This window comes from Ignavibacteriota bacterium (assembly GCA_016707525.1).
In the GTDB taxonomy this organism is placed as follows: domain Bacteria; phylum Bacteroidota; class Ignavibacteria; order UBA10030; family UBA6906; genus JAGDMK01.
Genome location: JADJHP010000001.1, coordinates 533,596 through 559,915, shown reverse-complemented (window position 1 = coordinate 559,915; position 26,320 = coordinate 533,596). Strand labels below are relative to the sequence as shown.

Here is a 26,320-nt window from a genome sequence, read left to right as displayed (position 1 = left end):
GTTGCTGTACGCTGCTTAGAATGCCACACTCTCTTCGTGCGTGCCGAACACCGCAGCGAGCGTGCGGCACATCTCCCCCACCGTCGCGTACGCGCGGGCGCACGCGATGAGGGGCGGCATCAGATTCGCATCCCCCGCCGCGGCATCCCGCAGCGCGGCAAGGGCTTGTTCCACGGCATGTCCATCCCGGGAGGCGCGGACGGCAGCGATGCGCCTGCGCTGCGACGCCTCCACATCCGGTGAGATCGTCAGGATCGGGATCTCCACCTTCTCATGCTCTTCCGTGAAGCTGTTCACCCCGACCATCACCTTCTCCCCTTCGTCCAGCGCCCGCTGGTACCGGTACGCCGCATCGGCGATCTCGCGCTGGAAGAACCCCTGCTCGATGGCAGGGATCACGCCTCCGAGGGCATCGATCCGCCGGAAATACTCCTCCGCACCGGCCTCCATCGTGTCCGTCAACGACTCGATGAAATAACTCCCCCCCAACGGGTCCGCCGTGTTCACGACGCCCGTCTCATGCGCGATGATCTGCTGCGTGCGCAACGCGATCTTCACCGCCTTCTCGCCGGGAAGGGCGAGCGTCTCATCCATAGAATTGGTATGGAGCGACTGCGTCCCGCCGAGGACTCCGGCCAGCGCCTGGAACGCGGTACGGACGATGTTGTTCTCCGGCTGCTGCGCGGTGAGCGTGCATCCTGCGGTCTGCGTATGGAACCGCAACGTCATCGAACGGGGGTCACGCGCGCCGTAGCGCTCCTTCATCCGCTTCGCATAGATCCGGCGTGCGGCGCGGAACTTGGCGATCTCCTCGAAGAAGTCCAGATGCGAATTGAAAAAGAACGAGAGCCGCGGCGCAAAGGCATCCACATCCATGCCCCGCTCGATGCACGCTTCCACGTACGCGAACCCGTCCGCCAGCGTGAATGCCAGCTCCTGGATGGCGGTGGAACCCGCCTCCCGGATATGATACCCGCTCACCGACACCGGGTGCCAGAGCGGCATTTCCTGTGTGCAGTACTCGATCATGTCCGTCACGATCCGCATCGAAGGCCGCGGCGGGTAGATCCATTCCTTCTGCGCGATGTACTCCTTCAGAATATCCGCCTGGATCGTTCCGCGGAGCTCCGACGGCTTCGCGCCCTGCTGCCCGGCGACGACGATATACAACGCAAGGGCCATCGCCGCCGGCGCGTTGATCGTCATGGATGTGGAAACGTCCTTCAGCGTGATCCCGCGGAAGAGCGCTTCCATGTCCGCCAACGAACTCACCGAGACGCCACAGATCCCGACCTCGCCTTCGGCGAGCGGATCATCACAGTCGCACCCCATCAGCGTCGGAAGATCGAACGCCACCGAAAGGCCGGTCTGCCCGTGCCCGAGCAGGTAGTGGTAGCGCTCGTTCGTGTCCTCGGGTGTGCCGAACCCTGCGAACTGCCGCATGGTCCACAGCCTCCCGCGGTACATCGAACCATAGATCCCGCGCGTATACGGATACTCCCCGGGGTTGCCGAGCTCTCGTGAAGGATCCTTCCCCGCTACGTCAGCAGGGGTATACAGCGGCTTGATGTCCTGTCCGCTGACCGTCGTGAATCGCTGCCCACCCATCCATCCCTCCATCCATCATTCCCGCTCAGTATACATACTTTCGGCGAGACTTGCATCATTTCCGGCCGAACCGGCGGTCCAGTTCATCGGTCGAGATGCGGAGCACCACCGGGCGGCCATGAGGACAGACATACGGCATGGAGGTGGCGAAGAGCTGATCGATCAGGGAACGCATTTCCTTTTCCGTCAGGGGGTCACCCGACTTGATGGCGGATCGGCATGCGTACGCCTTCGCCATGTTGTCGCGCACTTCCGTCGGAGCGTGGTGCTGATACTCCTTGTACTGTTCCAGCATCTCCTGGAGGATGACCTGTTCATGCCCGGGTTTCACATCCACCGGGACCCCTTCCACGAGTACCGTGTGCTTTCCGAATGGTTTCGCATCGAAGCCGAGGGCGAGGAAGTGTGGCACGAGTTCCTCGAACAGCGCGAAGTCGCCGGGGGTGAGATCGATGGTGCACGGGAACAGCAATTGCTGCGACGAGCGCATGCCCTTCTCGAACATCTCCAGGGCGCGCTCATACAGGATCCGCTCGTGCGCAACGTGCTGGTCCACGATCATCACGCCGTTCCTGATCTGCGAGAAGATGTACCGGTCGTGCAACTGCCAGAGGAGAGATGATGCTCCGTCTTCAGGCGCGCCATCCCCTGCGCGCCCGGTGGGTGCACGTCCCGGAACGGAGGACGGCGCAGACCCGAACAGCATCTCGCCCTGACTCACCGCGGCCGGTGCCGGACGGGGTGTGATCTCTCCGGTGATCGGGTTCACCTGGTCCCGTGAGGGGAATTCCCACGCGGGCGGGACCGGAGGGTCCGCCGGTCCCCAGGCGTGCTGCCGGGGTGTGAACCTGAAGCCGACATCCGGCGAATCCGCGCCGCCGCTCGCGCTCAGGGCCGGCACGGCACCTGCAGCGCCGAGTGCCTTCCGCGCCAGGGATGCGATGAAGCGATGCACCCCCTGCTCATCATCGAACTTCGCTTCCATCTTCGATGGATGCACATTCACGTCGATGCGGTGCGGATCGATCTCCAGAAAGAGCAGGAAGAACGGAAAGCTTCCCTTGGTGAGGAGATGTTCATAGGCAGAGTAGACCGCATGGCTCACATTCCGGCTGACGATGAACCGGTCATTCAGGAAGAGGTATTGCCCGGACCGGGACCTCTGCCCGAACTGGGGCTTGCCGATGTATCCGGTCACACCGAGAAGTCCGTCGTTTCCTTCAGCGGGATCATCGATTCGAACGCACGCTGGCCGAACACCTCGACGAGACGTTCCTCCAACCCCGAAGGCTTCAGCCGGAAGACCGCATCGCCGTCGCTGATGAATTCGATCGCGAGACCGGGATGGGCGATCGCGGCACGTTGGACGACATCGAAGATGTGACGGAATTCCGTGTTCGTGCTCTTGAGGAACTTGCGGCGGGCGGGGACATTGAAGAAGAGATTCTGCACGATGACCGTCGTGCCGCGTCCATGAGCATCACGCGTGACAACGGGCCGCGCTTCACCGGCCACTTTGATGACGACCGCCATGTCGTCCTCGGCCCGTCGGGTCTTCATGGTCACCTGGGCCACGGCCGCGATCGATGCCAGTGCTTCGCCCCGGAATCCGTACGTACGGATCGCCTCGAGTTCGTCGTAGCTGGCGATCTTGCTCGTGGCATGGCGGAGGAACGAGAGCACCGCGTCCTGTTCATCCATGCCGATGCCGTCGTCGGACACCTGGATGTACTCTTTCCCCCCATCGCGCACCACGACCTGCAGCGTGGTCGCTCCCGCGTCCAGGGCGTTCTCCACGAGTTCCTTCACCACGGAATCCGGACGCTGGATCACCTCACCCGCGGCGATCTTATTCGCCAGGTGATCCGGAAGTACCGCCACACGGCGCCGTGGAGTGTCGGACACGGTCATGCCTGGAACAATGCCTCGGTGAAGTCCGTCGGACTGAACGGTTGCAGGTCATCCACTCCCTCGCCCACGCCGATGTAGCGGACCGGGAGTTTCATCTCACGGGCGATCGCAAGCACAATGCCACCTTTGGCGGTGCCGTCGAGCTTCGTCAGGACGATCCCGGTGACGGCGGAGGCAGCGCTGAACAGCTTCGCCTGCTGCAGCCCGTTCTGTCCGGTGGACGCATCGAGCACGAGCAGAACTTCGTGCGGGGCCGCGGGGTTCTGCTTCCCGATCACGCGCGATATCTTCTTGAGTTCTTCCATCAGGTTCACACGCGTATGCAAACGTCCGGCCGTGTCAATGATGACGACATCGATCTTCCGCGCGGTCGCAGCTGCCACGGCGTCGAATGCCACCGCAGCGGGATCCGCTCCCTGCTTCTGAATGACGATGTCCGCTCCGGCCCGCTTCGACCAGATCTCCAGCTGTTCGCCTGCCGCGGCACGGAAGGTATCCGCTGCGGCGATGAGGACCTTGTTGCCCGAGGCCACGTACCGCCGTGCAAGTTTGCCGATGGTCGTCGTCTTCCCCACACCGTTGATGCCGACCACAAGGATCACGTACGGCCGTTCCGGCGGGAGGGTGAACGGCTCGGATGCCGGGGCGGACCCCGATCCTGTGAGCTGTGCAGTCACTTCCGATTGGAGCAACGGCAGAACGCCGGAAGCATCTGCGGGGGGGGTCTCCTTCAGCCGGCGCCGGAGCCCCTGCATGATCTCCCCCGCCACGCCCGCACCAACGTCGGCTCCGATCAGGCTCTCTTCGAGGCGCTCGAGGAGTTCCTCATCGATGCGCGGTGCTCCGGTGAGGATGCGCGTCACGGTCCCAACGAGCCCCTCGCGTGTCTTCGACAGGCCTTCCTTTAATTTTCCAAAACCCAGCTTGTCAAGAATACCCATGAAGGGTCACCTTTTCGTACGAATGACGGAGAGAAATCGTTGGAAGTATCCTGCGGTCGAGATCGCCACCATGGCAACACTCAGCCACATCCCTATGGCGACGATGAGCATCGTGTTGTCGATGAGCGCGAACAGGAGCGTGAACCCGATCACCCCCACGGCCCACTTCCCCGCGATGTTCGAGGGGAGGATCTCGCCGGTGCGCGTGCGGACGTACATACCGCCGGCCAGGATGAGGAGGTCGCGCGCAAGGAGAAGCACCACGAACCACGCGGGCACGAGTCCGAGCCACAGGAGCACGAGTGCCATGGCCGCCACGGCGACCTTGTCGGCGAGCGGATCGAGGATCCGCCCCCACTCGCTCTCGCAGTGCATCCAGCGCGCGATGTCGCCGTCGAGTTTGTCCGTGATCACCCCGAGCACGATGATCCCGACGGCCCACCACCGCGCGTGGGGAACGCCGGCGATCATGACATACGTGAACGGTACCGCAAGGAAGAGGCGGAGAAGGCTCAGCGCGTTCGGTATGGTCCAGAACTCACGCTTCATGCTCTTCCTTGGATTGGCTCAGGTCCACCTTCACAGGATAGTGTCCGTTGAAGCAGGCCGTGCAGTACCGCTCCCCATTTTCCTGCGGCACCGCATCAAGCAATTCATCGATCGTCAGGTACCCCAGGCTGTCCACGCCGAGTTCCTCGGCGATCGCATCGATGTCCCCGTTCTTCTCATTCGCAATGAGCTCGTCCTGGGTTGGGAAGTCCATCCCATAGTGACACGGGTGCATGATGGGCGGCGCCGTGACCCGGAAGTGGACCTCTTTGGGTGCCGCCTGGCGGATGAGTTGCACGAGCTGCTTGGAGGTCGTCCCCCGCACGATCGAGTCGTCCACGATCACGACCACTTTGTCCTTGAGGACACCCTTCACGATGTTGAACTTGGTCTTCACCTTGTTCTGACGGATCTCCTGCACCGGCTGGATGAACGTGCGGCCGATGTAGTGGCTGCGGATGAGTCCGATCTCCAGTTTCGCGTTCCCGCCGAGCTTGTTCGTCTGCTGCACGAACCCCATCGTTGCAGTATTACTGGAGTCGGGGACGTTGATCACGATCAGCTTTTCGCCTTCGGTCTTCGGGGTTACGGGGCGCGCTGTGGCGAGGGCCTTGCCAAGCTTACGGCGCACCTTGTCCACACTGTGGCCGAAGATCTGGCTGTCGGGGCGCGAGAAGTAGATGTACTCGAACACGCAGTGTGATGGCCGCGCCGGCTTCGCATCGATGCGGGACGAATGCGGGACCCCGGTCTTCAGCGATTCGTCGTCGAACACGACGATCTCGCCCGGTTCCACATCGCGCACGTATTCTGCGTCGATGATATCGAACCCGACGGTCTCGGATGCCACCACGAACGCGCCTTCCTTCCTGCCGATGGCCAGCGGACGGAATCCCTGATGGTCGCGCGCAACGATCAGGCGGTTATCTGCCAGGATCACCAGGGAGAACGCACCTTCGACCTGCGCAAGCGCATCCCTGATCTGCTCGAGCTGGTCGGTCTGCGGACTGCGCGCGATCAGGTGGAGGATCACCTCGGTATCCGACGTGGTCTGGAAGATCGTCCCCGAATCCTGGAGGCGTTGACGGATCGTGCGGAAGTTCGTGAGATTGCCGTTGTGGGCGATGGCGAGGTTGCCGGACTTGTACAGCACCGTGAACGGCTGCACGTTCGCCTTGTTGTTCGCGGCGCCGGCGGTGGAATAGCGGTTATGCCCGATCGCCGCACTTCCCTTCAGGACATCGGTGAAGATGCGGTTGTCCGAGTACACATCATTGACGAGGCCGAAGTCCTTGTGCACGTGGAAGCGGGGGCGCTTCTGCTCCGGATCGAATTCCGACGTCACGATCCCCGACCCTTCCTGTCCGCGGTGCTGCTGTGCGAGCAGGCCGTAGTACGTGAGGTGCGCGGCGGATTGATGTCCGAAGACGCCGAACACGGCACAATGACAGCGGGGTTTGTCCAATGCAGGATCACTCATCGATGGTCTCCGGCCTCAGCCACGGTTGAACAGTGGGACATGGATAAAATGACGGCGGGCTCCCGGGTTGTCCGGCAGCCCGCACAGACACTCCTTCAGTGTGACGGGGGTGCGCGCGGTGCCGCGCACCTATTTCACCCCCACAGCGATCCAGTTGCCCCACACCGACCCGACACGCCCGTCACCCCAGGTCTTGATCCGCAGGGTGAACCCGGTCTTCGTCACGCGGAACGCGGAGGCATGCACGCGCACGGTATTGTCCGGACCCGCGGTCGCATCATAGCCCGACAACGAGACGAGCACGCGTGGGGGGATGGTGAACGCCTTCTCGAAGGTCACTTCCTCGATGTACGTCCGCTCGCCGGTGCCGCCGTTCAACGACCAGCCTTCCTTATCCGGCTCGCCACTGTATTCCCCGGTCAGGATCGTTTGCGCTCCGGCAGCTGCGGTGCAAAGACAGAGCAGGAACAAGGTCGAACATATCGTTTTGATCATGAAATGCGTTCCGGAACGGATGGGTTCGGCGCCCGTGCCATCAAGGAGGGGCTCCAATACGCCCAATATACGCAAATCGACCCAAGGTCGCAACCCGTCGTCCTTGCATCCGCGCTCGGAATTCAGTATCGTTTTTTGTTCATACGGTCCTCCACAACCCGCAGGTGTACGTGTTCGCTGCAGTCCTGATCACCCTCGCCATCCTCTACGCCGCCGGCATCCTGGTCAATGCTCTTGTCGCATTGCTGGCACGCCAGAGAACAGTGACCGCGACGCGTCCCTTCGTTTCGGTGATCGTTGCCGCACGCAATGAAGAGCACAATATCCGGCGCTGCCTTGAATCCATGGCCCGGCTCACGTGGCCCCGCGATCTGCTCGAGGTCATCATCGTCAACGACCGGTCGGACGACGCGACGCCGGCGATCGTTCGCGACTATGCGGCCCGGTTCCCTTTCATCTCCCTCCTTTCTGCCGCGCCCGGCACCGGACACCTTGCAGGAAAGACGAACGCTGTCACCCAGGGCATCGACGCCTCACAGGGAGAGATCATCATGATGACGGACGCCGATTGCGCCGTGCCCCCTTCATGGATCGAAGAGACGGTGAAGTACTATACATCGGAGAACATCGGCCTCGTACCGGGGTTCACCGCGATCCGCTACAAGAACCTGTTCGAGGCGATCCAGACCATCGATTGGTTCGCCCTGTTCACCGTTGCCTCCGCCACGAACTCCATGGGATTTCCTGTCACCGCCGTGGGAACGAACTTCTCCGTCCGCCGCGCTGCCTACGAAGCCGTGGGTGGGTACAGGAGGATCCCGTTCAGCGTCACGGAAGATTATGCGCTCTTCCATGCCGTCACGTCACACCCGTCCTACCGCGCCGTCTTCCCGATGGATCCGAAGGCGCTGGTCTCGAGTGAGCCATGTCCGACATGGAAGGACCTCTACCGGCAGAGGAAACGCTGGTTCACGGGCGGCAAAGGGATGGATCTCCAGAGCATCGGCATCTTCGCCATCATCTGGCTCATGCATGCCGGGATCATCGGCGGGCTGATCCTGAATGCCCCCGGGGCATTGGTCGCGCTCGGCATCAAGACCGCGGCGGACCTGGCACTCGTGCTCCCCGGGATCATCCGCTTCCACAAGCCATCGCTCCTTGCGGCGTTCCCCTTGTACGAGATCTATTTCTTCCTCTACGTGATGCTCTTCCCGCCGATCGTGCTTGTGCACCGGAATATCGTGTGGAAAGACCGGGACTTCAAAGCGAACGGTTAAGGAAGGACGGCCGGGGAGAGAAGAAAGGAAGGCCACCGCACGATGGCCGCGGAGTACAGCGCAAAGGGCGTCCCGTTCGCGGGACGCCCTTTGTGTATGTTCAGCACCGTATGTGTGGCCGCACGTTAGGACCGCGTGCGGGCACTCGCGATACCGAGGCGCTTCAGCTTGTAGCGGAACGTCTGCTCGGTCATGCCGAGGAACTGCGCGGCCTTCGACTGGTTGAAGCCGAACTTCTCGAGGGAGCGCTCGATGATCCCCTTTTCGATCACGTCCAGCGACTTGTCCAGAACGAACTCCTGGCCGGCCATGATGTTGTTGATCATCTTCACGACCTCGGTCTTCTCGTCGAGCAGCTCCGGTGGCAACACGAACCGGCCGTCCGTCGAGAACAACACGCACTTGTCGATCACCGACTTCAGTTCGCGCACGTTCTCCCGCCACGGCTGGCGCACGAGGACGTCCACGGCATTGATGTCGATGGCGAGTTCCGGCATGTTCATTTCGCGGCAGATCTCGGCCGTAAAATGCTTCACGAGGAGCGGGATGTCTTCCTGACGCTGCCGCAGCGGCGGGATCTCCACGCGGTCGAGGTCTTTGATCTTCGCATAGACATCATCCAACAGCTTCCGCTGATCGAGCAGCACCGACGGTTCGGCCTTCAGGGTGAAGATCACCCGGAGATCACCGGCGGGCGTCGACTCGGTGCGCCGGTTCTTCCGTTCGTTCATGAAGGTCAGGACCTTCATCTGGTTACGGAAGCTGGCGTCTTCGATGTTCTCGATGAGCAACGTACCGCGCGGCGGCAGATCCAGCACCGAAGCTTTGGTCGCCCCGGCTGCCTGCTGCATCCCCCTGTCGCCACCGAACAGGATCTGTTCCAGCTCCTGGTCATCGGCCACGGACAGATTCACGGACAGGAAGGGACCGTCGTTGCCTGCGGGCTTGCCATGCAGGTAGATGTTCTTCGCAACAGCGCCCTTGCCCACGCCACTTTCGCCGACGATCACCACATCGCGGCGGGATTTCGCGAGGACAGAGATCTGCTTCACGAGTGCATCCACCGCCTTCGATTTGCCGACGATCGGGTACTCGAACGCCTGTCTCCCCTTGCCGGCGTCGCTGCCCTTATGTTCTTTTGTTTCCATACGGTTCCCGTAGTGGGTTGGTCATTTCCCGGCGTCGGATTTCGGACGGGCTTGAAGGGCGAAGAGACGTCCGTGCACGAACTTCCGGTTGAAGAAACTTTCGACGACGATCGTATCGAAGGCGTCGCGCCAGCGCGTGATGCCGGCGGGACGTGCTTCGAGTTCGGTCTCGTAGAACTCTCCCTTCACCGACATGATGAAACGGAGGCGAAGAGCGAAGAACACTGCGATGAGAAAGAGCACCACGGACGTCGCATAGTGTCCGGCGACCATGATCTCAGCGAAGACGCTCCATTCCAGCGACTTCACGAGGCTGGCATGGTGGAGGATCTCCATGCTCGTCGACAGAAGGAACAGGAACATCATCTTCTCGATATAGGCCCCTTGTGGCGGGTCCTTCATGTACTGATAGCCAAAGAAGAGAAGGATAAATCCTACCGTCAGCACCCCCATGAAGATCATGAAATAGTGCGCGGGCTTCCAGAGCAACACGAGATAATTGTCCCCCTCGAGATACGGGAAAAGCTCGCGCACCCGGTCAAGACGGGCATCGTCATAGAGCGTCGCCACTTCAACGCCGTCCTTGTACACGAACAGATTGGTCCGCTCTGCCAGCTGCTCCGGACTCGGCTCGGCATCCTTGTGCGCCGTCTTGAAGTCCTTGAAGGCGGTCTCCATCTGCTTCCAATCCCGGGTGTCCTGCGTGGTATAGGCGTATTCCGGGTTGACGAGGAAGCCATTGAAGTACGCTGCGAAGAATGTACCCACGATGGCAAAGGTGATGAAATATTTCTGGGCGGTCTTGAAATCCCGGAGGAGCGTGTCCACAGAGAGATAGACGATGGCGAATGCAAGGAAGAATCCGTACGCACCGTACCCGACGTACTGATCGAAGTAATGGTTCGCCTTCTGGATCCCGGTAAAGAGCACGCGGTCCTTGCCAACAAAGGCTCCGATCCATGAGAGGATCGCTATCGAAAAGAAGATCCCAAAATTCGCAAAGATGAACTTATTTTTCGTTGAAGGTTCGTGACGCATGATCGCGAAGGAGATCAATGCAAGAAGGACCTGGAACGAGGTCAACACAAAGAGGGAAAGTTCAACCTCCTTGTGCGGAAGGGAAAGCAGCGACAGGATGTAGGTCGCAACGAGTGCCACCCACACCCAAAGTATCTTGCGAAGCGATATGGAAAATTGGGTCTTCATCGAATATATCCTTGGCAAATATAGGTAGTGACCCTATGGCAGTCAAGAGCAATCCGCAAAAAACCGTCTATCAGCGTAGAATTGTGCTACGTATCACATTGAGAAATGGTGAGAATTCGTAGAGAAGCAACATGAGTGCCACGAAAAATTGAAATTGAAATAGCGGAAAGTCGCCTATTTTCGGCATTATTTCAGAATTTTCTTGACAACTCCCACGCCGTTGGCTATATTTCTCCTCCAGATGGATGCCTTTAAGCACCTTCGTGTTCCACAGGGGGGGAGGCAATCGCAAGGGTCACTTCCCCGGTTCCTGCTTCGATGGTTCGCCCCAGTTTACCTGATCATGCGGTACTGAAGCCATAGCACACGTGTACCCCCTTCGTCCCGAGCAAGGCGCTGACCGTGCGGAGGATGCGCGCATCCGCACACGCGGATCCTGACGACCAATGAAAATACCACTCACCACAACATATCATTCATTTACCGACTTAACTCACGGAGGAGTCATGTCAACGAACGCCCGTCGTTTCCGCTCAATCGCCATCACGATCCTTGCTGTCGCCGCCACGAATGCTGCCATTGCCTTTGCAAGCGGTGTACCGGTCGGGAAGCCGGATTCCCCGCGGCCGAAGACGAGCGGCGTGCCCGTTGGCAAGCCCGACTCTCCGCGCCCGCATGCTGAGAAGACGAGTGGCGTGCCGGTCGGCAAGCCGGATTCTCCTCGCCCGTAATTCCCGCGCGGTACGCGGGAGACTCCGCGGACGAGAGCAGAAAGCATTGGGTCGAAGGGACTGAGCCCCGAGCAAGAGAGCATATGCGGAATTTGCGCATGACGTGCTTTTTCCGCATACTTTCTCTGAGTGCTATGCGTTTCCCTTACTCCATACTCCCTACTTCCCGCTCCCGTTCCTCATGCCGCTGAAGACGTTGCTGGTCCACATCGGACTTTTTGCTCTGACCTTTCTCACCACATCCTTCGCGGGTGTGGCGTGGTTGAACATGGACCCGCTGGAATTGACGAACCTTCCAGCGGGTTTCCTCTATGCATCACTCCTCGTCGTGATGTTGCTGAGTCACGAGATGGGACACTACATCGCCGCCCGCCTGCACGGCGTGGATGCGACACTCCCCTACTTCCTGCCGTTCCCGACGCACGTGGTACCCTTACCTGTCTTTCCCTTCGGTACTCTGGGTGCCGTGATCCAATTGCGCTCCCGCGTGCCGAGCCGCCGTGCGCTCCTCGACATCGGCGCAGCGGGGCCGATCGCGGGCTTCATCGTGAGCATCGTGTATCTCTCCATCGGCTTCCGGATGCTGCCATCGATCGAGTACCTGTACACGATCCATCCGCTGTACCGCGGACTCCCGGCGATCCCCACCGACGGACTGGCCTTCGGGTCGAGCCTCCTCTACGAGATCATGCAGGTGGCCGTGCCGGCGCAGGGCACATTCATTCCGCCGATGAACGAGATCTACCACTATCCATTCCTGTGCGTGGGGTGGTTCGGATTGTTCATCACGGCGATGAACCTGTTGCCTGTGGGACAACTCGATGGCGGGCACATCATCCGGGCGCTGTTCGGCGACAGGGCGCGCATCATCAGTCGCGTGGTACTCGGGGTGCTGGCGGTCGTAGGGGTATTGGGATTTTTACCGCTTGTAGGATTGCCGGACACATACGGATGGAGCGGCTGGCTGTTCTGGGCGGTGATGCTCTACTTCGTGTTCGAGCGGAAGAAGCGACGGCTGATGACAGCCGCACCACTGCGGGATGAAACACCTCCCGGGACCGTGCGGAAGGTCATCGGGTGGATCTGCATCGTGATACTGGCGGCCGGCTTCTCAGTCGCGCCTTTTTCGATCGGGATGTGATGCCAGGCGGCGGGGCCGTCGCCGCCAGAGGTATCCCAGCACCATGGAAAGAACCGTACCGATCCCCAGCAGGATCATCCATGGCTTCTCCCGCCCCGGCGTACCCGCGGTGTCATGCGGCACCAACGCACCGCCATCCCCGAACAGTTGGAATCCTGCCCAGACGTTGTAGGAATGATGTCCGCGGGCGATCATCGCGCGCATCGCGGTCTGCACGGCCATCCGTTTCGTCTCCCCCTTGCTCAGTGCGCCGTAGAACACGGAGAGGAATTCCACGGCCAGCTCATCATCCACGCTCCACCGGGCAGCAAGGACACTGGCTGCCCCGGCTTCAAGAAACGCATGCGCCATGCTTTCGACATCGTCCGTCAGGCTCGCCTGCCCTGAAGAGCACACGGGCAGGACGACCAGCGTTCCCTTCATCTCCAACGAGAGGATGTCCTCGAGATCCACTTCTCCATTCGAACCTGACGATGGAGAAAGATACAGGACATGAGATCTCCGGCCGGGGCCTCGTGCCGTACCGTGTGTCGCAAGGTGGACGATCCAATACTCTGGCGCGCTTGCACAGAACCGTGCGTCGGTAGCCGCATCTCCCCGAAGAACGTCCACCCGTGAACCGAAATGCTCTTCGACGATGGACATCTCCCTGATCGTTCCCGGGAGAAGCTGGACGATCGCTGACACCTGTCCAGCCCCCGGGGATCCCGGCTCATGATCCTCCGGACGTCCACCCACGTCGAGCGGGATGTCCACATCTCCCACCATGAGGACCCGGCCGTTGTCCGCTTGCGGCATCCATGCGGGAGGCAGGGATCTCCCGAGCGATGGCCGGTAGGAAACCGTGAAGCGGTCCACGAGTGGACGGGATCCCTTTCCATGATCGATCGTGAGAGCCTCAAACGGGATCATGGTGTGGGGCCCATCGCCGATGATCGCAAGGTGCTGCCGCTGTCCGGCGATCACCTCCACCAGGTCCACGAGCGGCTCGAACATCCCCATGCCGGCCGCCCAACCCGCGTATGCGGGGCCTCCACGTGGATCATCCTCCTGCCGCTTCTGAATATCCCGTGTCAGCGACACGAGTCCAGCCCGTCCTGCAGGCAACCGGCAGAAGGCGATCGTGTCCCGGGTGAAGCAGATAGCCTTCATGTGGTCCGCACCGAACAGGAGATCCACCGCGATCTCATCAGGATCGATGCCCGGCCCCGGATATCCGGCTGCAAGTTCCCTGAGATCGCACCGTGTCCGTTCCCGACCCAACACCTCATCGATCCGCATGAAGGCCGGGAGAGCATGCGAGAAGAAGGTGCACAGCGGGCGGAACACCGGATCGGAGTGTGCCGCATCCACCAGCGATCCACCGAGGATCGACCGATGGACGAGAGCCGCCGTGGCCCGCCGCGCCCGTTCCAGTGCGAGCAGGTCTCTGCCGGTCGCGCCATCCTGACCGACCATTGCAGTCGTGAGCGGCGAGAGCACGTCTCCGCGCGCACGCGCAAGCACGGCCGCGGCCTCACGGACCCCTCCGATATCGATGAGCGCATCAGCAAGGGCAGCGTGCTGCGCGATGTACCATTCCCGCATTTCGCGCGTGAGAGAACAGAGGAACCGGAGCCGGCGCACGGCTTCGAGACACGTGAAGGCCCGCTCGTATTCCACGAGCGCACCGGCGGTATCCCCGCGGGCAGCGGCGATGCGGCCACGCAGGAGCCTGCATTCCTTTTCGGAGTGCCGGTCCTCCGATCGGAGAGCGTCGTGCAGAGCGATATTCGCCCAGTGCTCTGCGGCGTTCGCGCCAGTACGCAGATCGTACGTGCCCGCCATCGCGAGTGCTGCAGCACGTTGCTCGCCCGGGTCCTGCCGTCGTCGGGCCAGGTCCCACTGCCTCGCGAAATGTCTGCGCGCAACACGCATGGCCCCGCGTTTCAGTTCGAGGTCACCGAGGACGCCCTCGCAGTTGCTCAGCAGTTCATCATCGGTCATTGTCGAACGGGCGAAGCGCATGGCCGTCCGGCCATACCGCATGGCAAGAGCCGTGTCCCCGAGGGATGCGTGGATCGATGCGAGCGTCGTATTCAGCCTGCATCGGTCATGCGAAGCATAGAGCATATTCTCAAGCGTGCTCTCGGCATGGATCCCGAGGACGATCGCGATCCGCTGGCCGCCGATCCTCGAGAGGATCCATGCAGCGTCGATGGCTGCGCCCGCATGAAGGCGGGGATCCGCGCGGTCATCGAGCTGCAGCAACATGCGCGAACAATAATCCAGCGCTTCTGCATAGCGGAATGATTCCAGCAGGAGGTCCAGCCGGAGGGCATAGGCGGCCAGGATCCCATCGTGCGCACCGGCGCGCCGAAAATGAGCGGCAGCGGAATCCGTCGCCACGATCGCCTCCTGCATATCGCCTCGCCCGGCGGCATTCCTCCCGCTTTGCAGCAGGAACTGCCCTTGCCATTCGAGCATTCCGAGATCCTTTGCCAGCACAAGCCCGTCATGGCAACTGGCCTCTGCGGAATCCGCACGGCCCGAGGTCAGGAATGCGTTCATTCGCACCCATTGCAGGAACGCCGTGCCCTCCCAATCTTCACGAAGAAGGGCCTCACGGTATGCCCTGTCCACCTGGTCCAGATTCGTACGACCGGGGTCAACCGCGCACCGGATCGCGAGGTGAAGGAACTGCACCCGCGCATCACGTGATCCACTCCGGAGCGCCTGCTCGGAGGCGAACTGCGCTTTCGTAAGGTCCCACTGACTCCAGTAGGCGAGGGCAAGGGCGTACCACACCGGACCCGACCGGTCATCCGCATGCGTCAACGCCAGCAAGTGAGAGATCGCGGCATCCCTCCCGTGCAATTTCTCGTGCATCTCCTGGATCCCCGCGTACGCCCGGTAACTGTTGCCTCCATACTCGATCGATGTCTGGAAGTGTGCGTACGCATCGATCCAGCGAGCCCGATGAACGTCGAGCCAGGCCATGGCAGCAACGGCATCACCAACACCCCAACCCTTCCGCACGCATGCGCCCAGTATCGAATCCGCTTCACTCCCGCGTCCAGCATACTGCCCCGCCTCCGCGAGGAGGGCATAGAATGTGGACCGCTCCGGCATCGTCTCGATGATCGTGCGCGTGTGCGCGAAAGCCTCGTCGTAACGGCCGGAGCCTAGAAGCCGGCGGATCCCAAGTTCGCGCCCGTCTGCCCCGCTCTCCGCGACCGTACCAACGGTGCACAGGAGGATGCCAAGAATGAAGGCGCTCCTCACTGTGGCCCCGGGTGCCGCGCGTCCAGATCGGCCAGGATCCGACGCGCATCCTGAACGCAGATGCCCCCGGCTTCCACGATCGATCGCAGCCGGACGCTTGCTTCCCCGGGATCCCCCTTCATCAGGAAGGCCTTCGCTTCGAACCATGCGATCTGTTCCATCTCGACCGACGAGGGCTGCCCCTCCCGTGCATTCGCCAGGGACACCATCGCGCTATCCACGAGCGCCGCGTCGTAGTGCATCCCAAATCCCATGACCGCTTTTCTGGCCCCCATGAGCATGGCAGCCGATCGGATCACAAAAACAGACTGGCGTCCGGTCGCGTCCGGATGAACCGAAAGGAACCAGTCCGCACGCCGGACGGCCTCCTCCCAATCGCCCTGGTAGAGGTACGCACGCATCGCTGCGACTTCATCCGTGGCCCCGTCCCGGATGCGGAGATGCAGATCCGCGGCCTCCACCTGTGCAAGGTCCGCATACGCCGGCGCAAGTGCAGCATCGATCAGCCGTCCTGCCCCGAACATCAGCAACAACGTGGCCGCCACGCGCAGGACGACAAGCGCAGGGCCGGCCGACTCCCGGAGTGTCCTGCCCTGTTCCTTCCCGGGTTCATACCGGGTCTCGCGTTCCTCACGAGCGCCTTCGCCCATCATCAGGATGACGAGATCCAGTTCCGCCGACAGCTCTTCATCAGCCGCCACACGGTCAAGGAGCTCCCGCGATTCGTCTGCGCTCAATCTCCCGTGGGCAAGTTCCACGAGGAGTGAACGGTCGATAGCAGTCCGCTCCCCGTCCCGTCGCACGTCGCTGTGGTCACCGCCGGTCGTCGTCATAGTCCACGCTCCGCAAAGAACCTGCGAATTCGTTTCAGCGCCGCATCCTCCCTGCTCTTCAGGGTGGACACGGGCGAGCCGAGGATCTGAGAGATCTCAATGAAGGTCAGGCCGGAGAAGAACCGGAGCTTCACGATCTGATAGTCCTGTTCACTCAGGGATTGAAGGACCGCTTTGAGTGCGTCCCGCTCTTCCCGCTGCTCCAACCCGGCCATGTCGATGGAGGATTCCAGGATCACGGGCGCACTCTCGTCGAATTCACACACCCGCTGACCGCGCTGGTACGCCTGTCCGGCCCTGTTGAGCATCGCCCGTGCGACGTAGTTGCGCACATGCGCGATGGACTCGAAGCGGACATCCCTTCGACTGAGGAGAGAGCCCATGATCGCCTGCAGAATATCCTCGGCATCCTCGGTGGGAAGCTTGGACGTGCGGCCGAGATTGATCCAGAACGAGCGGTAACGCTGATAGGCGGCCACGATCATGCTCGTGTACGCGTCAACGCAGAGCGGCTCATCGCTTTGCATCCGGTTGGTCCTGAGCATTCGTTCAGAGAATGGTGGGTGGCCGGTTGTACATGTATGACATGGAACGACCGTGTTCCCGGCCAGAAGCCTCTCCGGCCTCTGGTACTTGTACACATCACAAACAGGATTTCCGATACGGTGGGGCCGAGTCAGGGGTTCCCCTGCCGACTCTGAGGGAAAAGTAGGAACCAGAAAAAGAAGAATCAACAGACATGTTCGGCTCCGGCGACGGTCATCACACGATCCGCGACCCGCACGTGACTACCATCACCGCGTCCGCAAGGCCATGGTCCGGGATACGCCTCCCATGCTCCATCCGTGTCTGCACCCTTCGCATTGCATCTTCACGTCCCATTCCCTAGTTTCCGGTCACGTACCGAACTCCACCGTTCCATTCCTGACACCTTCGGCCATCATCCATGAACCATGCCCTCTTTCCTCTTCTTCGTTCCGTGCATCGCGTCGTCCTTGCCGTCCTCTTCGCCGTGCCGTCCGTCTTCGCCGGGGACGATCCCTTCCTGAGCGCGTTCGCCCCCGGCCGTGAATACTTCATCCTGCGCAGCGGCAACGTGCGCATGATCATCGAGGCCAACGCTGCCGGGACACAACCGGCCGTCACGTATCTTCTCTTCGATGCGAATAAGCCGTGCCAGACTCTCCGGAAGGAGCGGGCATTCAACTACGAACGGGGCCGCAACTGCACCTCGAGCGCACTCGAACTCATTCTGGGCGACACCCGCTTCACAGCAGTGCCGCACAACACGAGTGTCCGCTGGACACAGCACAACGGGATCCCCACGGTGGAAGCCCGATGGTGGGCAGGCGGCGTCCGCGTGACAGAATCGTTCCTGGCACTCGCCGATGCCGGCACATTCATCCGCCGCATTGCATTGGAAGGGGCCAACCTCGCCGGTCCCGATACCGTCCGTCTCCGCCTGGCTCTCCCGTCCGCACCGTACCACACTGCCGGGTCCATGCTCGCCGCGGTCACAGGCACCTCCGCCTTGGCGATCGGGGTCATGAACCCGGCGCATGGCAATGTGGATGTGAACAACGGGTGGATCACATCGGACCCCATCTTGATCCGCCCCGGCGGACGTGCGACACTCTCCACCTGTATCGCCGTGCGCACTCCTGCGCGCGGATTCGAGGCCGATCCGACATGTGCGGATGATATTCCCGTCCCCGCCTCGGCACTCCACACGGATACAAGCAGCTCCGCAACGCCGGGCCTCCACGGAGCATACTATAATAATGTCACGCTCAGCGGAAAGCCCGCATTCGTGCGGACGGATACGCTGCTCTCTCCTTACTGGGGCATAAAGAGTCCCGCCCCCACGATACGTCCCGATTCTTTCTCGGTGCGGTGGACGGGCACGATCACGGCGCCGCGTTCCGGCAGCTACCGGTTCTCTCTCAAGGCGGATGATGCCGCACGGCTCTCTGTGAATGGCTCCCTGCTGGTCGACCGCCCGGAGAACACCTGTAACGTCCGCGCGTTCGAGGACATCGCACTTCAGGGCGGGACACCGTACCCGATCACGCTCGAGTACACCGACATCACGGGGTACGCCGGCCTCCGCTTCCGATGGACGCTGCCCCCGCCCACACCCGACATGCAGGAGCGGGATGCCGGCATCAAGGACCTCTTCGCGTTCATGCACTCGTTGGCCGACGTGCCCGGAGACCCGCACCTGTTGAAGACGTCCGGCGCGTGGAAGAACGAAAGCACCATCACGTCGCATGATACGCTTCTCACCCGGCTCTACAATAACGCGCGCTACGCGCTCCCCGGCATGGTGGGCTCTCTCGGCAGAATGGATGCCGGCATCTTCGAGTATGGCGATCAGTGGGTGCGCGATGGGTCGAACGTTGCCCTCGGACTGATCCACGCTGGCCAATTCGAGCAGGCACGTGCCCTGATCTCGTATATCCTCACCGACCTCGTCGCGGAAGAAGGCGCAACGATGGTCTCGGGGGCGTTCGATGACCCGGACCGTGAGGAGTTCGATCAGATGGGCGAACTGATGCACGTGCTGAAATCCTGGCACGACTGGACGGGCGATACATCCCTGATCGTTCCTCACCGGAAGAAGATCCTCACGATGATCGAGCGCCCGATGCGCCCCTCCTTCCGCGATGCCACCGGGATGGTCCACAATCACCGCGAGTTCTGGGAACGGACGTTCAACGACGGCTACGAACTTGCCTACCAGACGTTCATGGTGCAGGGGCTCCGGGATGCCGCAGATCTTGCGCCTCTTCTTGGCGCACCAGAAAAGGCAACGCGGTGGCGTCAGGAGGCCGATGTGTTCCTCCAGGCAATGCTGCACCACCCCACGCACGCCCTCGTCGAGAACGGCCGGCTGATCAAGCGCCGTAATGTGGACGGATCCGTCGCCGATATGATCCCCGGATTTGCCCGGAGCTCCGGCCGCGACGACCCGGCATCCACCGAGGCATATCATCGCCTGAACCCGGATGCAAGTGCGGCGATCCCGATCTTCCTCGGCGTGGTTGCGCCGCGATCCGTGGTGGCGAAGAACACGCTCGATGCCCTGGAGGAGATCTGGAATGCGCGCTGGGACATGGGGGGCTACGAGCGTTATCATTCAAGCTCGCAGCAGGACCAGCCGGGGCCGTGGTGCTTCGCCACCGGATTCATGGCGCGCAAGCATGAGGCCGGTCTCTACGACCGGAGCTATCGCTCACTCGCCTGGCTTGCGAACATCCAGGGAGGCAACGCAGGTGCCTGGTTCGAGGAGATCCCGCTCAACCGCTCGCAGATCCCCACGGCAGGGATCGTTGTGTGGACCTCCGCCGAAGTCGCGGTGTTCATGGTACGGCACATGCTGGGAGTGCACTTCAAGGGGAACGATCTCGTGATCCGCCCGAACCTGTTCCCCGCGGACAGGGATTGTCACGCGGATCTGCGGTTCCGCACCGGCAGGATCGATCTCACCATTGAGGCAAGCGGTATGGCGAAGCACGCGATCGTGAACGGGACCAGGATCACCGCCGGAAAGGACGGCACGATCATCATTCCGGCGCGGATGCTCCGGGATGATCTGAAGGTATCAATCCTTCCTTGAGATCTTCCCCCCCCGGGGGGGGAAGCCGGGATCAGCGGCATACGGGGCCGGGGCCACGCAAGCAGATCAGGCAGCCTGCGTGGCCCGGGCGATCCCGCTACTTCATCAGTACCATCTTCTTCACCGCGGAGTAGTCGCCCGCCTGCAGACGGTAGTAGTATACTCCGGATGAGACAGCCGATGCGTTCCAGCGGGCGGTCTGTTGGCCGGCCTGCTGCACGCCATTCACAAGGACAGCGACCTGTTTGCCGAGTACGTCGTACACGGTCAGGGTGACGTGCTGGCTCTTCGGCAGGTCGTAGGCGATCTCCGTTGACGGGTTGAACGGATTGGGATAATTCTGCAGCAGAGCATAGGACGATGGAGCGGCAGGTTCCTCCGTCTGCACGTCCGTCGGGACCCGTGTGAACGTTGCGAACACCACCGCGCGCAACGCGAGCTGGAAGTTGTACGTGATGTACAGAACCCCCCAGGTATTTCCGCCGAGAGCAGCGATCCCATACCGCCAGTAGTGGGGCGAATAATCCGTGATGTTCTCCGCCGTCGACCAGCTGTTGGCATTGGAGTACGTCCGGAAGAGCACACGTCCTTCACGGGTGGTCGCCAGGTAGTGCCGGTAGAAGATCACCATGCCCTGCCCTTTCTCGAGCATGGCGGTGCCTGTTTCCGCCGTCACGGTCGAATCGATCGGGGCCCCTGTCAGCCATGAGGCACCCCGGGTATACGAGATGAAGTAGCGCGAGCTGGAGATGGTCGGACTGCTGTAGTCGTACACGCACAGCACCGTGTCGCCATGGGCACTGATCGACGTGCCCGTTCCTGCGTTCGATGCGGTCATCGCACGTTTGAAGAACGTGCCGTTGAGGCTCGAGGTGTCGATGCACACACGGTTGAGAGAATCCACATACGAGACATACAGCCGATGAACGCCGTTCCCTCTCGCGTAGGCGAGTGAGAGGCCACGGAGGACACCGGTAGCCGATGAGTCAAGGACCTCGGCCCATGTCGTGTCCGAGGTGGGTGCCGACCAGAAGACACGTGCCTTCCGGTTGTGGGTGCGCAGGGAAAAGTACATGCGGTTGTTCAACGTGAGGATGTTCGATGATCCGACGACGTCACGCACCGTATCCCCCGCGGCCATCGTGATGACACTCCTCGAGAAGCCTCCCCCGCCAGTGAATCCACCGTCCCCGTGTCCATACGGAACTTACGGAGCCGGAGGAACGTCGAGCTTCCTCCGGGAAGGTACCCGATGTAGAGGCTTGCATTCAGGGGTGCGAGTGCGAACGCGGGAGCTCCACCGATCCCCGTGATGGTCACCGTGGGCGTCCACGTCGAGCCCTTGTCGATGGACTGGTAGAGATGCAGCGATCCTCCCAGGGAAGCATGAGAAACCACCGCATACAAGAGTGTTGCGTCAGCGTTCGCTGCGAGCGACACTGCGGCCACGCTGTCCAGGGTACCGACCCGCACGTTGGCCGAAAGCAGGTTGCTGCCCGGTACGGGCGTTACGTCATGCCAATTCAGGCAGAGTTCGATCCCTGACGGATCGATGAGTCGGCCGAGATCATAGAGGGCCTGCGCCGCTGTCTTTTCATCGCCGGCATTCCAGGCGGAGGCCGCCTGCGTGGCAAGAGACTTCGCTGCCTCTGGTGCAGAGGGATCCGTCGTCACCGAAAGAGTTGCGTGCAAGCGTTCTTGCGCGCCCATGCGGGTGATGATCTGCCACGGCTGTTCCGGGGCCGCGGCGGGTTGGACGGGATGGTTGTCAGGAGCGAAGACCGGGGCAACGGCCACGGATGCCGGAGGATCGGCTGGCACAGGAATTTCCTGGGCCACCAACGGTACCGCAAGAACCATCACCATGACAAGCAACAGGTAGCCGCGTTTCATAGCACCTCCGCAGAGTGGATATGGGCTTGAATCCTGGAATATCCCCTGCCCTCACAACGGGTTGTTGCACCCACCAGGGATTGCGAATGTAGCGTTTCCTTCGCTCGAGTGCAAATGTTCCGTAAAATTTAGCGAGACCGGATCACGGAGCGACGGAACCGTCGAATGCAGGCGATTTTCGTCATTTTCGATGCGCCCCCATGGCCACCCGCAGCGTTGCTTGCGAGCCTCCGCTTGCGTACCTTGTTGCGGGGACCGTTTGCATTCGAGGACCGGTTCCTATCCACCCGCATCTCAGGGTGAAGGAGGTCACAATGAATCGCTTGATCGTCCTTTCGCTCGTACTTCTCGCAGGGTGCGCTTCTGCCCGATACACACCACCCACTACTCCCGCTCCCGAACTCATCACCATGTCATCGTTGCCGGCGTGCGCCACGGGATCGCTGACCGGGGACATCCAGATCGAAGTGATCTTCGAGGTTCGTTCCGATGGAAGCATTGCCGGAGCACGCATGCTCCGTTCGAGCGGAGATCCCGTGTGGGATCGCGCAGCTCTGGAGACCATGAAGCAATGGCGGTTTTCGCCGGTGTTGACTCTTGCCGATTCCTCCACGCTGGCGGTCCGCACACGTGTGATCGTTCATCCCGAGCAACGGATCGAGGTGCCGCTCGGGTCACTCGTTGTCCCGACGCAGGCTGAAGCGGAAGCGTTGTATGAGGTACTGAAGTCGGGTGCCAGTTTCGACTCGCTTGCGGGCACGGCGCGATGGGATTCCACGGAGAGGCGGGGCAGGCATCTTGGTATCACGGACATCGGGCGCTACCCGCATCACATCCGGAACGTACTCCGGGGACTTCGTCCGGGCAAGATCACGCCGCCACTCCGGCTCGGGACCGAGTACGTGATCTTCAAACGTTACGCAGTGGCGTTGTAGGGCCTAGGGGGACGGCGTCTCGAGCATCCGTACGGCCTGGGTGTTACGAACGGTTTCGTACCATGTCGCATCGCGGTGAAGGCGCGCGTGAAGCACCGCGCGCGCCGATTCTTCGGGCATGGCAACGATGACGTACGCCGTCCATGTGTTGCCACGCTTCACGGCCTTCTGAAGGATGGGAACGCTGCTTGCAAGCGTGACAGGTTCAGGAGTCCACTTGCGATGCACCCCCACCTCTCTCTCAATGGACCGCAGGAGCTCTTTCCAACGGTGGTCGATCGACCGGGCCAGAGCGGAACGAGCTTCTGCGACCGCCTTATCGACCGCCACCTGTTCATCGTGCGAGCGTCCCCTTCCCCGTGCAATGAGGGTGTCCCGGGGGGCCGGCGGAACACTGTACCAATCCGGGGGCCTCGCAGATGCACCGGGCTTGACTCTGCCCGGCACCTGCCCGAAGGTCTGGGGGAACGCCATCGTGATCCCGATGAGGGAGAGCACAAGCACTCGAAACGAGCGGGACATGTTCATGGTCATCTCAGTTGAGCCCGGAACACATTGGGACACCGGTGGTCGAGAGCGCATGGAAAGCCACCTCATCCACGCGATGAGGGGGCTCCGTTGTGCCGTCGGGCAGAGTCGAACTGCTGACCTGCGGTTTACGGAAGAAGATTCGAGCCATGACGTCGCCGGACATGAATTCCATTGAGGACATGGAGAGGCCACCTCTGGAGCCGGAGTCGGAAGACTCTTCGGATTCCCGGCAACATAAATCTATCCCCTCATCTTCGTAGTGCACTGGCGCACCGTCGCACGTGATCAGCGGATCACTACGGCACGAACAGCCGGACATCCCCGAACGCGAGGTCCAGCGTGTGCGTCGTGCTGGCGCGGCCACCCGTTTCAGAGCGAAGCGGGAACGGGAACGTCACATTGAACGGACCAGGTCGTGGACGCTCCGTGCCCCCGTTCGGTGCACCGAACGGCGTCGGTGGATCCGTGCACACGACAATGGCCCCGGCACGCGAACCCATGACGACGGCGGACCGGTCCGACCACGGCGCGGCTCCGGCGTCGGTTGCGAGCTGGCGCAGGAGATCCGTGGGGATGGGAGGCGTGGCACAATAGATCGATGTCCAGCCATCCATCTGCCGGCGCGCGAACGCTACGCTCGTGCTCCCCTTCCAAACGCCGAGAGTCTCGAACCCGTCGCCCTGGACGTTGAATCGCGGCGTGAAGAGATCGGTACTACGGAGGCCGAACGTGATCGGTGTGACGTTCGCCATGCGGACATCGATCAGCATCTCGCCCGGATCATCGATCTGCTTGAAGCGGAAGCCCGTCAGGCGCTGCATCTGCGCCAGGTCGATCGCACCGGGCCGGCTGCCCACCTGAGGACGCAGCAGCCCGGGTGCGTAGAGCCAGACCACTGTCGCGCCGGACCCACGCAGGCGCTCGTGCATCTGGTCGACACCGTCCGGCGTCATGAGAAACGCGTTGGGGACCAGCACCAGCTTGTACTTGCGGTAGTCCTCAGCGGTAAGGTCCTCGCGGTACAGCTGATCTATTGGCTGACCGGCGCGGTAGAGGGTCCGGCTTTGCGCGTTGAAGAACCAGTGGTTGACGACGTCCGTGTAACGGATCCCCTGCCCGGGCCAGGGGCGCGAAGCCATCCAGTGTTTCGACACGAGGAATCCGTCCGTGTCGCCGGCGATCGCGATCCGGGCCACCGACGAGACATCAACGCGCTTTCGCGCGTCCATCATCTTCAGCACGTCGCCGACCGCTTCGATGAGTTCGGGTGAGCCATACCAGCCGCCGGGCGTCGGCTCATCGAGGCCCCAGTCGGAAAAGTTGTACGGACCGAAGTCGTACAGCCAACCACCGGTGTTGGCGGCCATCACGGCGCCGAGGTCACGCCGGAGGATATTCTTCGTGCCCTCGGACGTCATCGAGCCCGAGCCGCCGATCTCCTTCCACTGGCGCGATCGGTGCAGGTACGAACCCGGGTCGATCTCCGAGATGTACAACTTGCCCTTCCTGCGGTAGCTCTCGACCGCAGACCGGAATGACGCGTCACCGCCGACACCGCGGGCGCGGCCCACCCAATTCCCGGCGCCGTCGTAGAGGTCGCTTTCCCACCGGGCCTTCGCCGGGTCGTTCGTGGCAAGGTACGTATAGGGACAAGCGATCACATCCACATGCGGACTGTCGAGCACCGCGCGGGGCGCAAGGTGTCCGCTCTCCTGGATGCGCGGATTCTCGGTGAGGTATCCGTAGAAGGTGCCCGTGATGACCGGACGGCTGGATTCGCTCTTGATCGCCGCTGCAAACGCCGCGATGCAGTCGGCGGATTGCCGGTGGTACCTCCGGTAGAAGTCAATGACGTGCTGTTCCTTCGCAGGGTCGCGCAGCAGTCCGAAGCCGGAGTTCAGACGCTCATGCGGCGGAGGCACGGGTCCGGCCTTCGCCTCCATCGGCGCTTCGTAGCCGGGCCAGAAGTTGTCGCCCGGGTTGTTCCACTCCTCGGTTGCGCCGTGGACAAAGAAATAGCCCATGAAGCGGCTCGCGAGCGGACTGTGATCGATGAACCGGACCAGCGCACGGAGCATGTTCGCCGTGTCGCGTCGCCAAACATCCGACGCCCACGATGCCTCCCACGCTTCGCCGTAGAAGTTGGTGAAGTGGTGATCTCCTTCGCGCAGCGGGTTCTCGTGCGGACGTGTCCGCCAACCGTCCCAATTCCGTGGCGCGACATCCATACCGTAGTGTATGCACTCATCCGGGTGTGCCTCTTTCCACCACACCGGCGTCAGCAGCTGGACGCGCGGAAAGAAGAACGCCTCCGGTGCGAGGCTCGCCACGCGCAGGAGGTACTCCTCAAGGGCCGTGAAGTCGTACGTGTCCGGACCCGTCCAGGCGCTCATCATCCCCATTTGAGGTTGAAGAAGCTGCATCCCCATGCCTTTGAAGTTCTCGATCACTTCGATCAGGCTGGTGCTGAGTCCCCAGAAGGGTGTGGTCTCGTTGCCGTTGACAAAGAGCCTGGGGCCGCCCCGTTCCGTGCGTATCTCTGCGCGACACGGACGCTCGGCCCGGAGGCGTGCGATGGTCCCGGCGAGCGTTCCGTCGGAGATGCCCGCGAGTCCGGCCGAACCGGGAAACACCATGTCGAGCGGCGCGAGGGCCATCGCAGCGCTTGCGGCAGTGGTCTGGTGGATGAACGTGCGTCGGTCCATAGGAGCGGTGGTTGTATGAGTCAGGTGGTCGATCGTGCCCGGTGGCCGGGTTG

General features: G+C 61.9%; 21 protein-coding genes. 5 read left to right on the top strand and 16 right to left on the bottom strand.

What is annotated here, in order from left to right; genetic code table 11:
* Positions 1-15: 15 nt before the first annotated feature.
* The 7 genes from IPI01_02355 to IPI01_02325 all read right to left on the bottom strand — a co-directional run bounded on the left by IPI01_02355 (position 16) and on the right by IPI01_02325 (position 6,984).
* Positions 16-1,620, bottom strand: coding sequence for a methylmalonyl-CoA mutase family protein (locus tag IPI01_02355; GenBank protein MBK7256666.1), 1,605 nt, complete (start codon positions 1,618-1,620; stop codon positions 16-18).
* Positions 1,621-1,663: 43 nt separating this feature from the next.
* Positions 1,664-2,806 (bottom strand): hypothetical protein, encoded by a 1,143-nt coding sequence (locus tag IPI01_02350; GenBank protein ID MBK7256665.1) that lies wholly within the window; start codon positions 2,804-2,806, stop codon positions 1,664-1,666.
* Entirely contained in the window at positions 2,803-3,519 is a 717-nt protein-coding gene (locus IPI01_02345; GenBank protein MBK7256664.1) for an ATP-binding protein, read from the bottom strand. The genes IPI01_02350 and IPI01_02345 overlap by 4 nt, the downstream gene beginning before the upstream one ends.
* Positions 3,516-4,460 carry a signal recognition particle-docking protein FtsY gene (ftsY, locus tag IPI01_02340; protein MBK7256663.1) on the bottom strand — a complete coding sequence of 315 codons (945 nt, stop codon included), beginning with the start codon at positions 4,458-4,460 and terminating at the stop codon, positions 3,516-3,518. Before ftsY ends, IPI01_02345 begins: the two co-directional genes overlap by 4 nt.
* A 6-nt stretch (positions 4,461-4,466) precedes the next feature.
* Positions 4,467-5,009, bottom strand: coding sequence for a CDP-alcohol phosphatidyltransferase family protein (locus IPI01_02335; GenBank protein MBK7256662.1), 543 nt, complete (start codon positions 5,007-5,009; stop codon positions 4,467-4,469).
* Positions 4,999-6,489 (bottom strand): amidophosphoribosyltransferase, encoded by a 1,491-nt coding sequence (locus IPI01_02330; GenBank protein ID MBK7256661.1) that lies wholly within the window; start codon positions 6,487-6,489, stop codon positions 4,999-5,001. The genes IPI01_02335 and IPI01_02330 overlap by 11 nt, the downstream gene beginning before the upstream one ends.
* Before the next feature lie 129 nt (positions 6,490-6,618).
* Positions 6,619-6,984: an H-type lectin domain-containing protein gene (locus tag IPI01_02325; GenBank protein ID MBK7256660.1), complete on the bottom strand. Its 366-nt coding sequence runs from the start codon at positions 6,982-6,984 to the stop codon at positions 6,619-6,621.
* 170 nt (positions 6,985-7,154) lie between these two features.
* On the opposite strand from IPI01_02325, the gene IPI01_02320 reads away from it, so the two are divergent.
* Positions 7,155-8,261: a glycosyltransferase gene (locus IPI01_02320; protein ID MBK7256659.1), complete on the top strand. Its 1,107-nt coding sequence runs from the start codon at positions 7,155-7,157 to the stop codon at positions 8,259-8,261.
* Positions 8,262-8,386: 125 nt separating this feature from the next.
* On the opposite strand, the gene IPI01_02315 is transcribed toward IPI01_02320, so the two are convergent.
* Both IPI01_02315 and IPI01_02310 read right to left on the bottom strand, forming a co-directional pair.
* The gene (locus IPI01_02315) at positions 8,387-9,409 is read right to left on the bottom strand and encodes a sigma-54-dependent Fis family transcriptional regulator (protein MBK7256658.1); all 1,023 of its coding nucleotides are present in this window, start codon (positions 9,407-9,409) and stop codon (positions 8,387-8,389) included.
* A gap of 21 nt (positions 9,410-9,430) precedes the next feature.
* Positions 9,431-10,615, bottom strand: coding sequence for a hypothetical protein (locus tag IPI01_02310; protein MBK7256657.1), 1,185 nt, complete (start codon positions 10,613-10,615; stop codon positions 9,431-9,433).
* Positions 10,616-11,121: 506 nt separating this feature from the next.
* Between IPI01_02310 and IPI01_02305 the strand changes: the two genes are divergently transcribed.
* Together IPI01_02305 and IPI01_02300 are read left to right on the top strand one after the other, a co-directional pair.
* Positions 11,122-11,346, top strand: coding sequence for a hypothetical protein (locus tag IPI01_02305; GenBank protein ID MBK7256656.1), 225 nt, complete (start codon positions 11,122-11,124; stop codon positions 11,344-11,346).
* A 181-nt stretch (positions 11,347-11,527) separates the two neighbouring features.
* On the top strand, positions 11,528-12,487 hold the full coding sequence (locus IPI01_02300; GenBank protein MBK7256655.1) for a site-2 protease family protein: 960 nt from the start codon (positions 11,528-11,530) through the stop codon (positions 12,485-12,487).
* Here the strand turns inward: IPI01_02300 and IPI01_02295 are convergent.
* From IPI01_02295 to IPI01_02285, 3 genes are read right to left on the bottom strand one after another with little or no spacing between them, the layout of a single operon-like run.
* Complete coding sequence (locus IPI01_02295; GenBank protein ID MBK7256654.1) at positions 12,458-15,751, bottom strand: CHAT domain-containing protein; 3,294 nt, start codon at positions 15,749-15,751, stop codon at positions 12,458-12,460. The two genes, IPI01_02300 and IPI01_02295, sit on opposite strands and share 30 nt — an antisense overlap.
* Complete coding sequence (locus IPI01_02290) at positions 15,748-16,584, bottom strand: hypothetical protein (protein ID MBK7256653.1); 837 nt, start codon at positions 16,582-16,584, stop codon at positions 15,748-15,750. Before IPI01_02290 ends, IPI01_02295 begins: the two co-directional genes overlap by 4 nt.
* Positions 16,581-17,111, bottom strand: coding sequence for a sigma-70 family RNA polymerase sigma factor (locus IPI01_02285; GenBank protein ID MBK7256652.1), 531 nt, complete (start codon positions 17,109-17,111; stop codon positions 16,581-16,583). Before IPI01_02285 ends, IPI01_02290 begins: the two co-directional genes overlap by 4 nt.
* Positions 17,112-17,530: 419 nt before the next feature.
* On the opposite strand from IPI01_02285, the gene IPI01_02280 reads away from it, so the two are divergent.
* Positions 17,531-20,203: a hypothetical protein gene (locus tag IPI01_02280; protein ID MBK7256651.1), complete on the top strand. Its 2,673-nt coding sequence runs from the start codon at positions 17,531-17,533 to the stop codon at positions 20,201-20,203.
* Positions 20,204-20,300: 97 nt separating this feature from the next.
* Here IPI01_02280 and IPI01_02275 read toward each other — a convergent pair whose 3' ends face one another.
* The gene (locus IPI01_02275; GenBank protein MBK7256650.1) at positions 20,301-21,344 is read right to left on the bottom strand and encodes a T9SS type A sorting domain-containing protein; all 1,044 of its coding nucleotides are present in this window, start codon (positions 21,342-21,344) and stop codon (positions 20,301-20,303) included.
* Positions 21,287-22,096: a hypothetical protein gene (locus IPI01_02270; GenBank protein MBK7256649.1), complete on the bottom strand. Its 810-nt coding sequence runs from the start codon at positions 22,094-22,096 to the stop codon at positions 21,287-21,289. Before IPI01_02270 ends, IPI01_02275 begins: the two co-directional genes overlap by 58 nt.
* A 314-nt stretch (positions 22,097-22,410) precedes the next feature.
* Here IPI01_02270 and IPI01_02265 point away from each other — a divergent pair, with 314 nt between their 5' ends.
* Positions 22,411-23,031 (top strand): TonB family protein, encoded by a 621-nt coding sequence (locus IPI01_02265; protein ID MBK7256648.1) that lies wholly within the window; start codon positions 22,411-22,413, stop codon positions 23,029-23,031.
* A gap of 3 nt (positions 23,032-23,034) precedes the next feature.
* On the opposite strand, the gene IPI01_02260 is transcribed toward IPI01_02265, so the two are convergent.
* Both IPI01_02260 and IPI01_02255 read right to left on the bottom strand, forming a co-directional pair.
* Positions 23,035-23,559, bottom strand: a complete 525-nt coding sequence (locus tag IPI01_02260; protein MBK7256647.1) for a hypothetical protein — start codon at positions 23,557-23,559, stop codon at positions 23,035-23,037.
* A 299-nt stretch (positions 23,560-23,858) separates the two neighbouring features.
* Complete coding sequence (locus tag IPI01_02255; protein ID MBK7256646.1) at positions 23,859-26,267, bottom strand: hypothetical protein; 2,409 nt, start codon at positions 26,265-26,267, stop codon at positions 23,859-23,861.
* Positions 26,268-26,320 lie beyond the last annotated feature (53 nt).

Coding starts and splice junctions, on each gene's coding strand:
- IPI01_02355 (MBK7256666.1), bottom strand. CDS start 1,620: ATGGAGGGATGGATGGGTGGGCAGCGATTCACGACGGTCAGCGGACAG.
- IPI01_02345 (MBK7256664.1), bottom strand. CDS start 3,519: ATGACCGTGTCCGACACTCCACGGCGCCGTGTGGCGGTACTTCCGGAT.
- ftsY (MBK7256663.1), bottom strand. CDS start 4,460: ATGGGTATTCTTGACAAGCTGGGTTTTGGAAAATTAAAGGAAGGCCTG.
- IPI01_02335 (MBK7256662.1), bottom strand. CDS start 5,009: ATGAAGCGTGAGTTCTGGACCATACCGAACGCGCTGAGCCTTCTCCGC.
- IPI01_02330 (MBK7256661.1), bottom strand. CDS start 6,489: ATGAGTGATCCTGCATTGGACAAACCCCGCTGTCATTGTGCCGTGTTC.
- IPI01_02325 (MBK7256660.1), bottom strand. CDS start 6,984: ATGATCAAAACGATATGTTCGACCTTGTTCCTGCTCTGTCTTTGCACC.
- IPI01_02315 (MBK7256658.1), bottom strand. CDS start 9,409: ATGGAAACAAAAGAACATAAGGGCAGCGACGCCGGCAAGGGGAGACAG.
- IPI01_02310 (MBK7256657.1), bottom strand. CDS start 10,615: ATGAAGACCCAATTTTCCATATCGCTTCGCAAGATACTTTGGGTGTGG.
- IPI01_02305 (MBK7256656.1), top strand. CDS start 11,122: ATGTCAACGAACGCCCGTCGTTTCCGCTCAATCGCCATCACGATCCTT.
- IPI01_02300 (MBK7256655.1), top strand. CDS start 11,528: ATGCCGCTGAAGACGTTGCTGGTCCACATCGGACTTTTTGCTCTGACC.
- IPI01_02290 (MBK7256653.1), bottom strand. CDS start 16,584: ATGACGACGACCGGCGGTGACCACAGCGACGTGCGACGGGACGGGGAG.
- IPI01_02285 (MBK7256652.1), bottom strand. CDS start 17,111: ATGCAAAGCGATGAGCCGCTCTGCGTTGACGCGTACACGAGCATGATC.
- IPI01_02280 (MBK7256651.1), top strand. CDS start 17,531: ATGAACCATGCCCTCTTTCCTCTTCTTCGTTCCGTGCATCGCGTCGTC.
- IPI01_02275 (MBK7256650.1), bottom strand. CDS start 21,344: ATGGCCGCGGGGGATACGGTGCGTGACGTCGTCGGATCATCGAACATC.
- IPI01_02270 (MBK7256649.1), bottom strand. CDS start 22,096: ATGAAACGCGGCTACCTGTTGCTTGTCATGGTGATGGTTCTTGCGGTA.
- IPI01_02265 (MBK7256648.1), top strand. CDS start 22,411: ATGAATCGCTTGATCGTCCTTTCGCTCGTACTTCTCGCAGGGTGCGCT.
- IPI01_02260 (MBK7256647.1), bottom strand. CDS start 23,559: ATGAACATGTCCCGCTCGTTTCGAGTGCTTGTGCTCTCCCTCATCGGG.
- IPI01_02255 (MBK7256646.1), bottom strand. CDS start 26,267: ATGGACCGACGCACGTTCATCCACCAGACCACTGCCGCAAGCGCTGCG.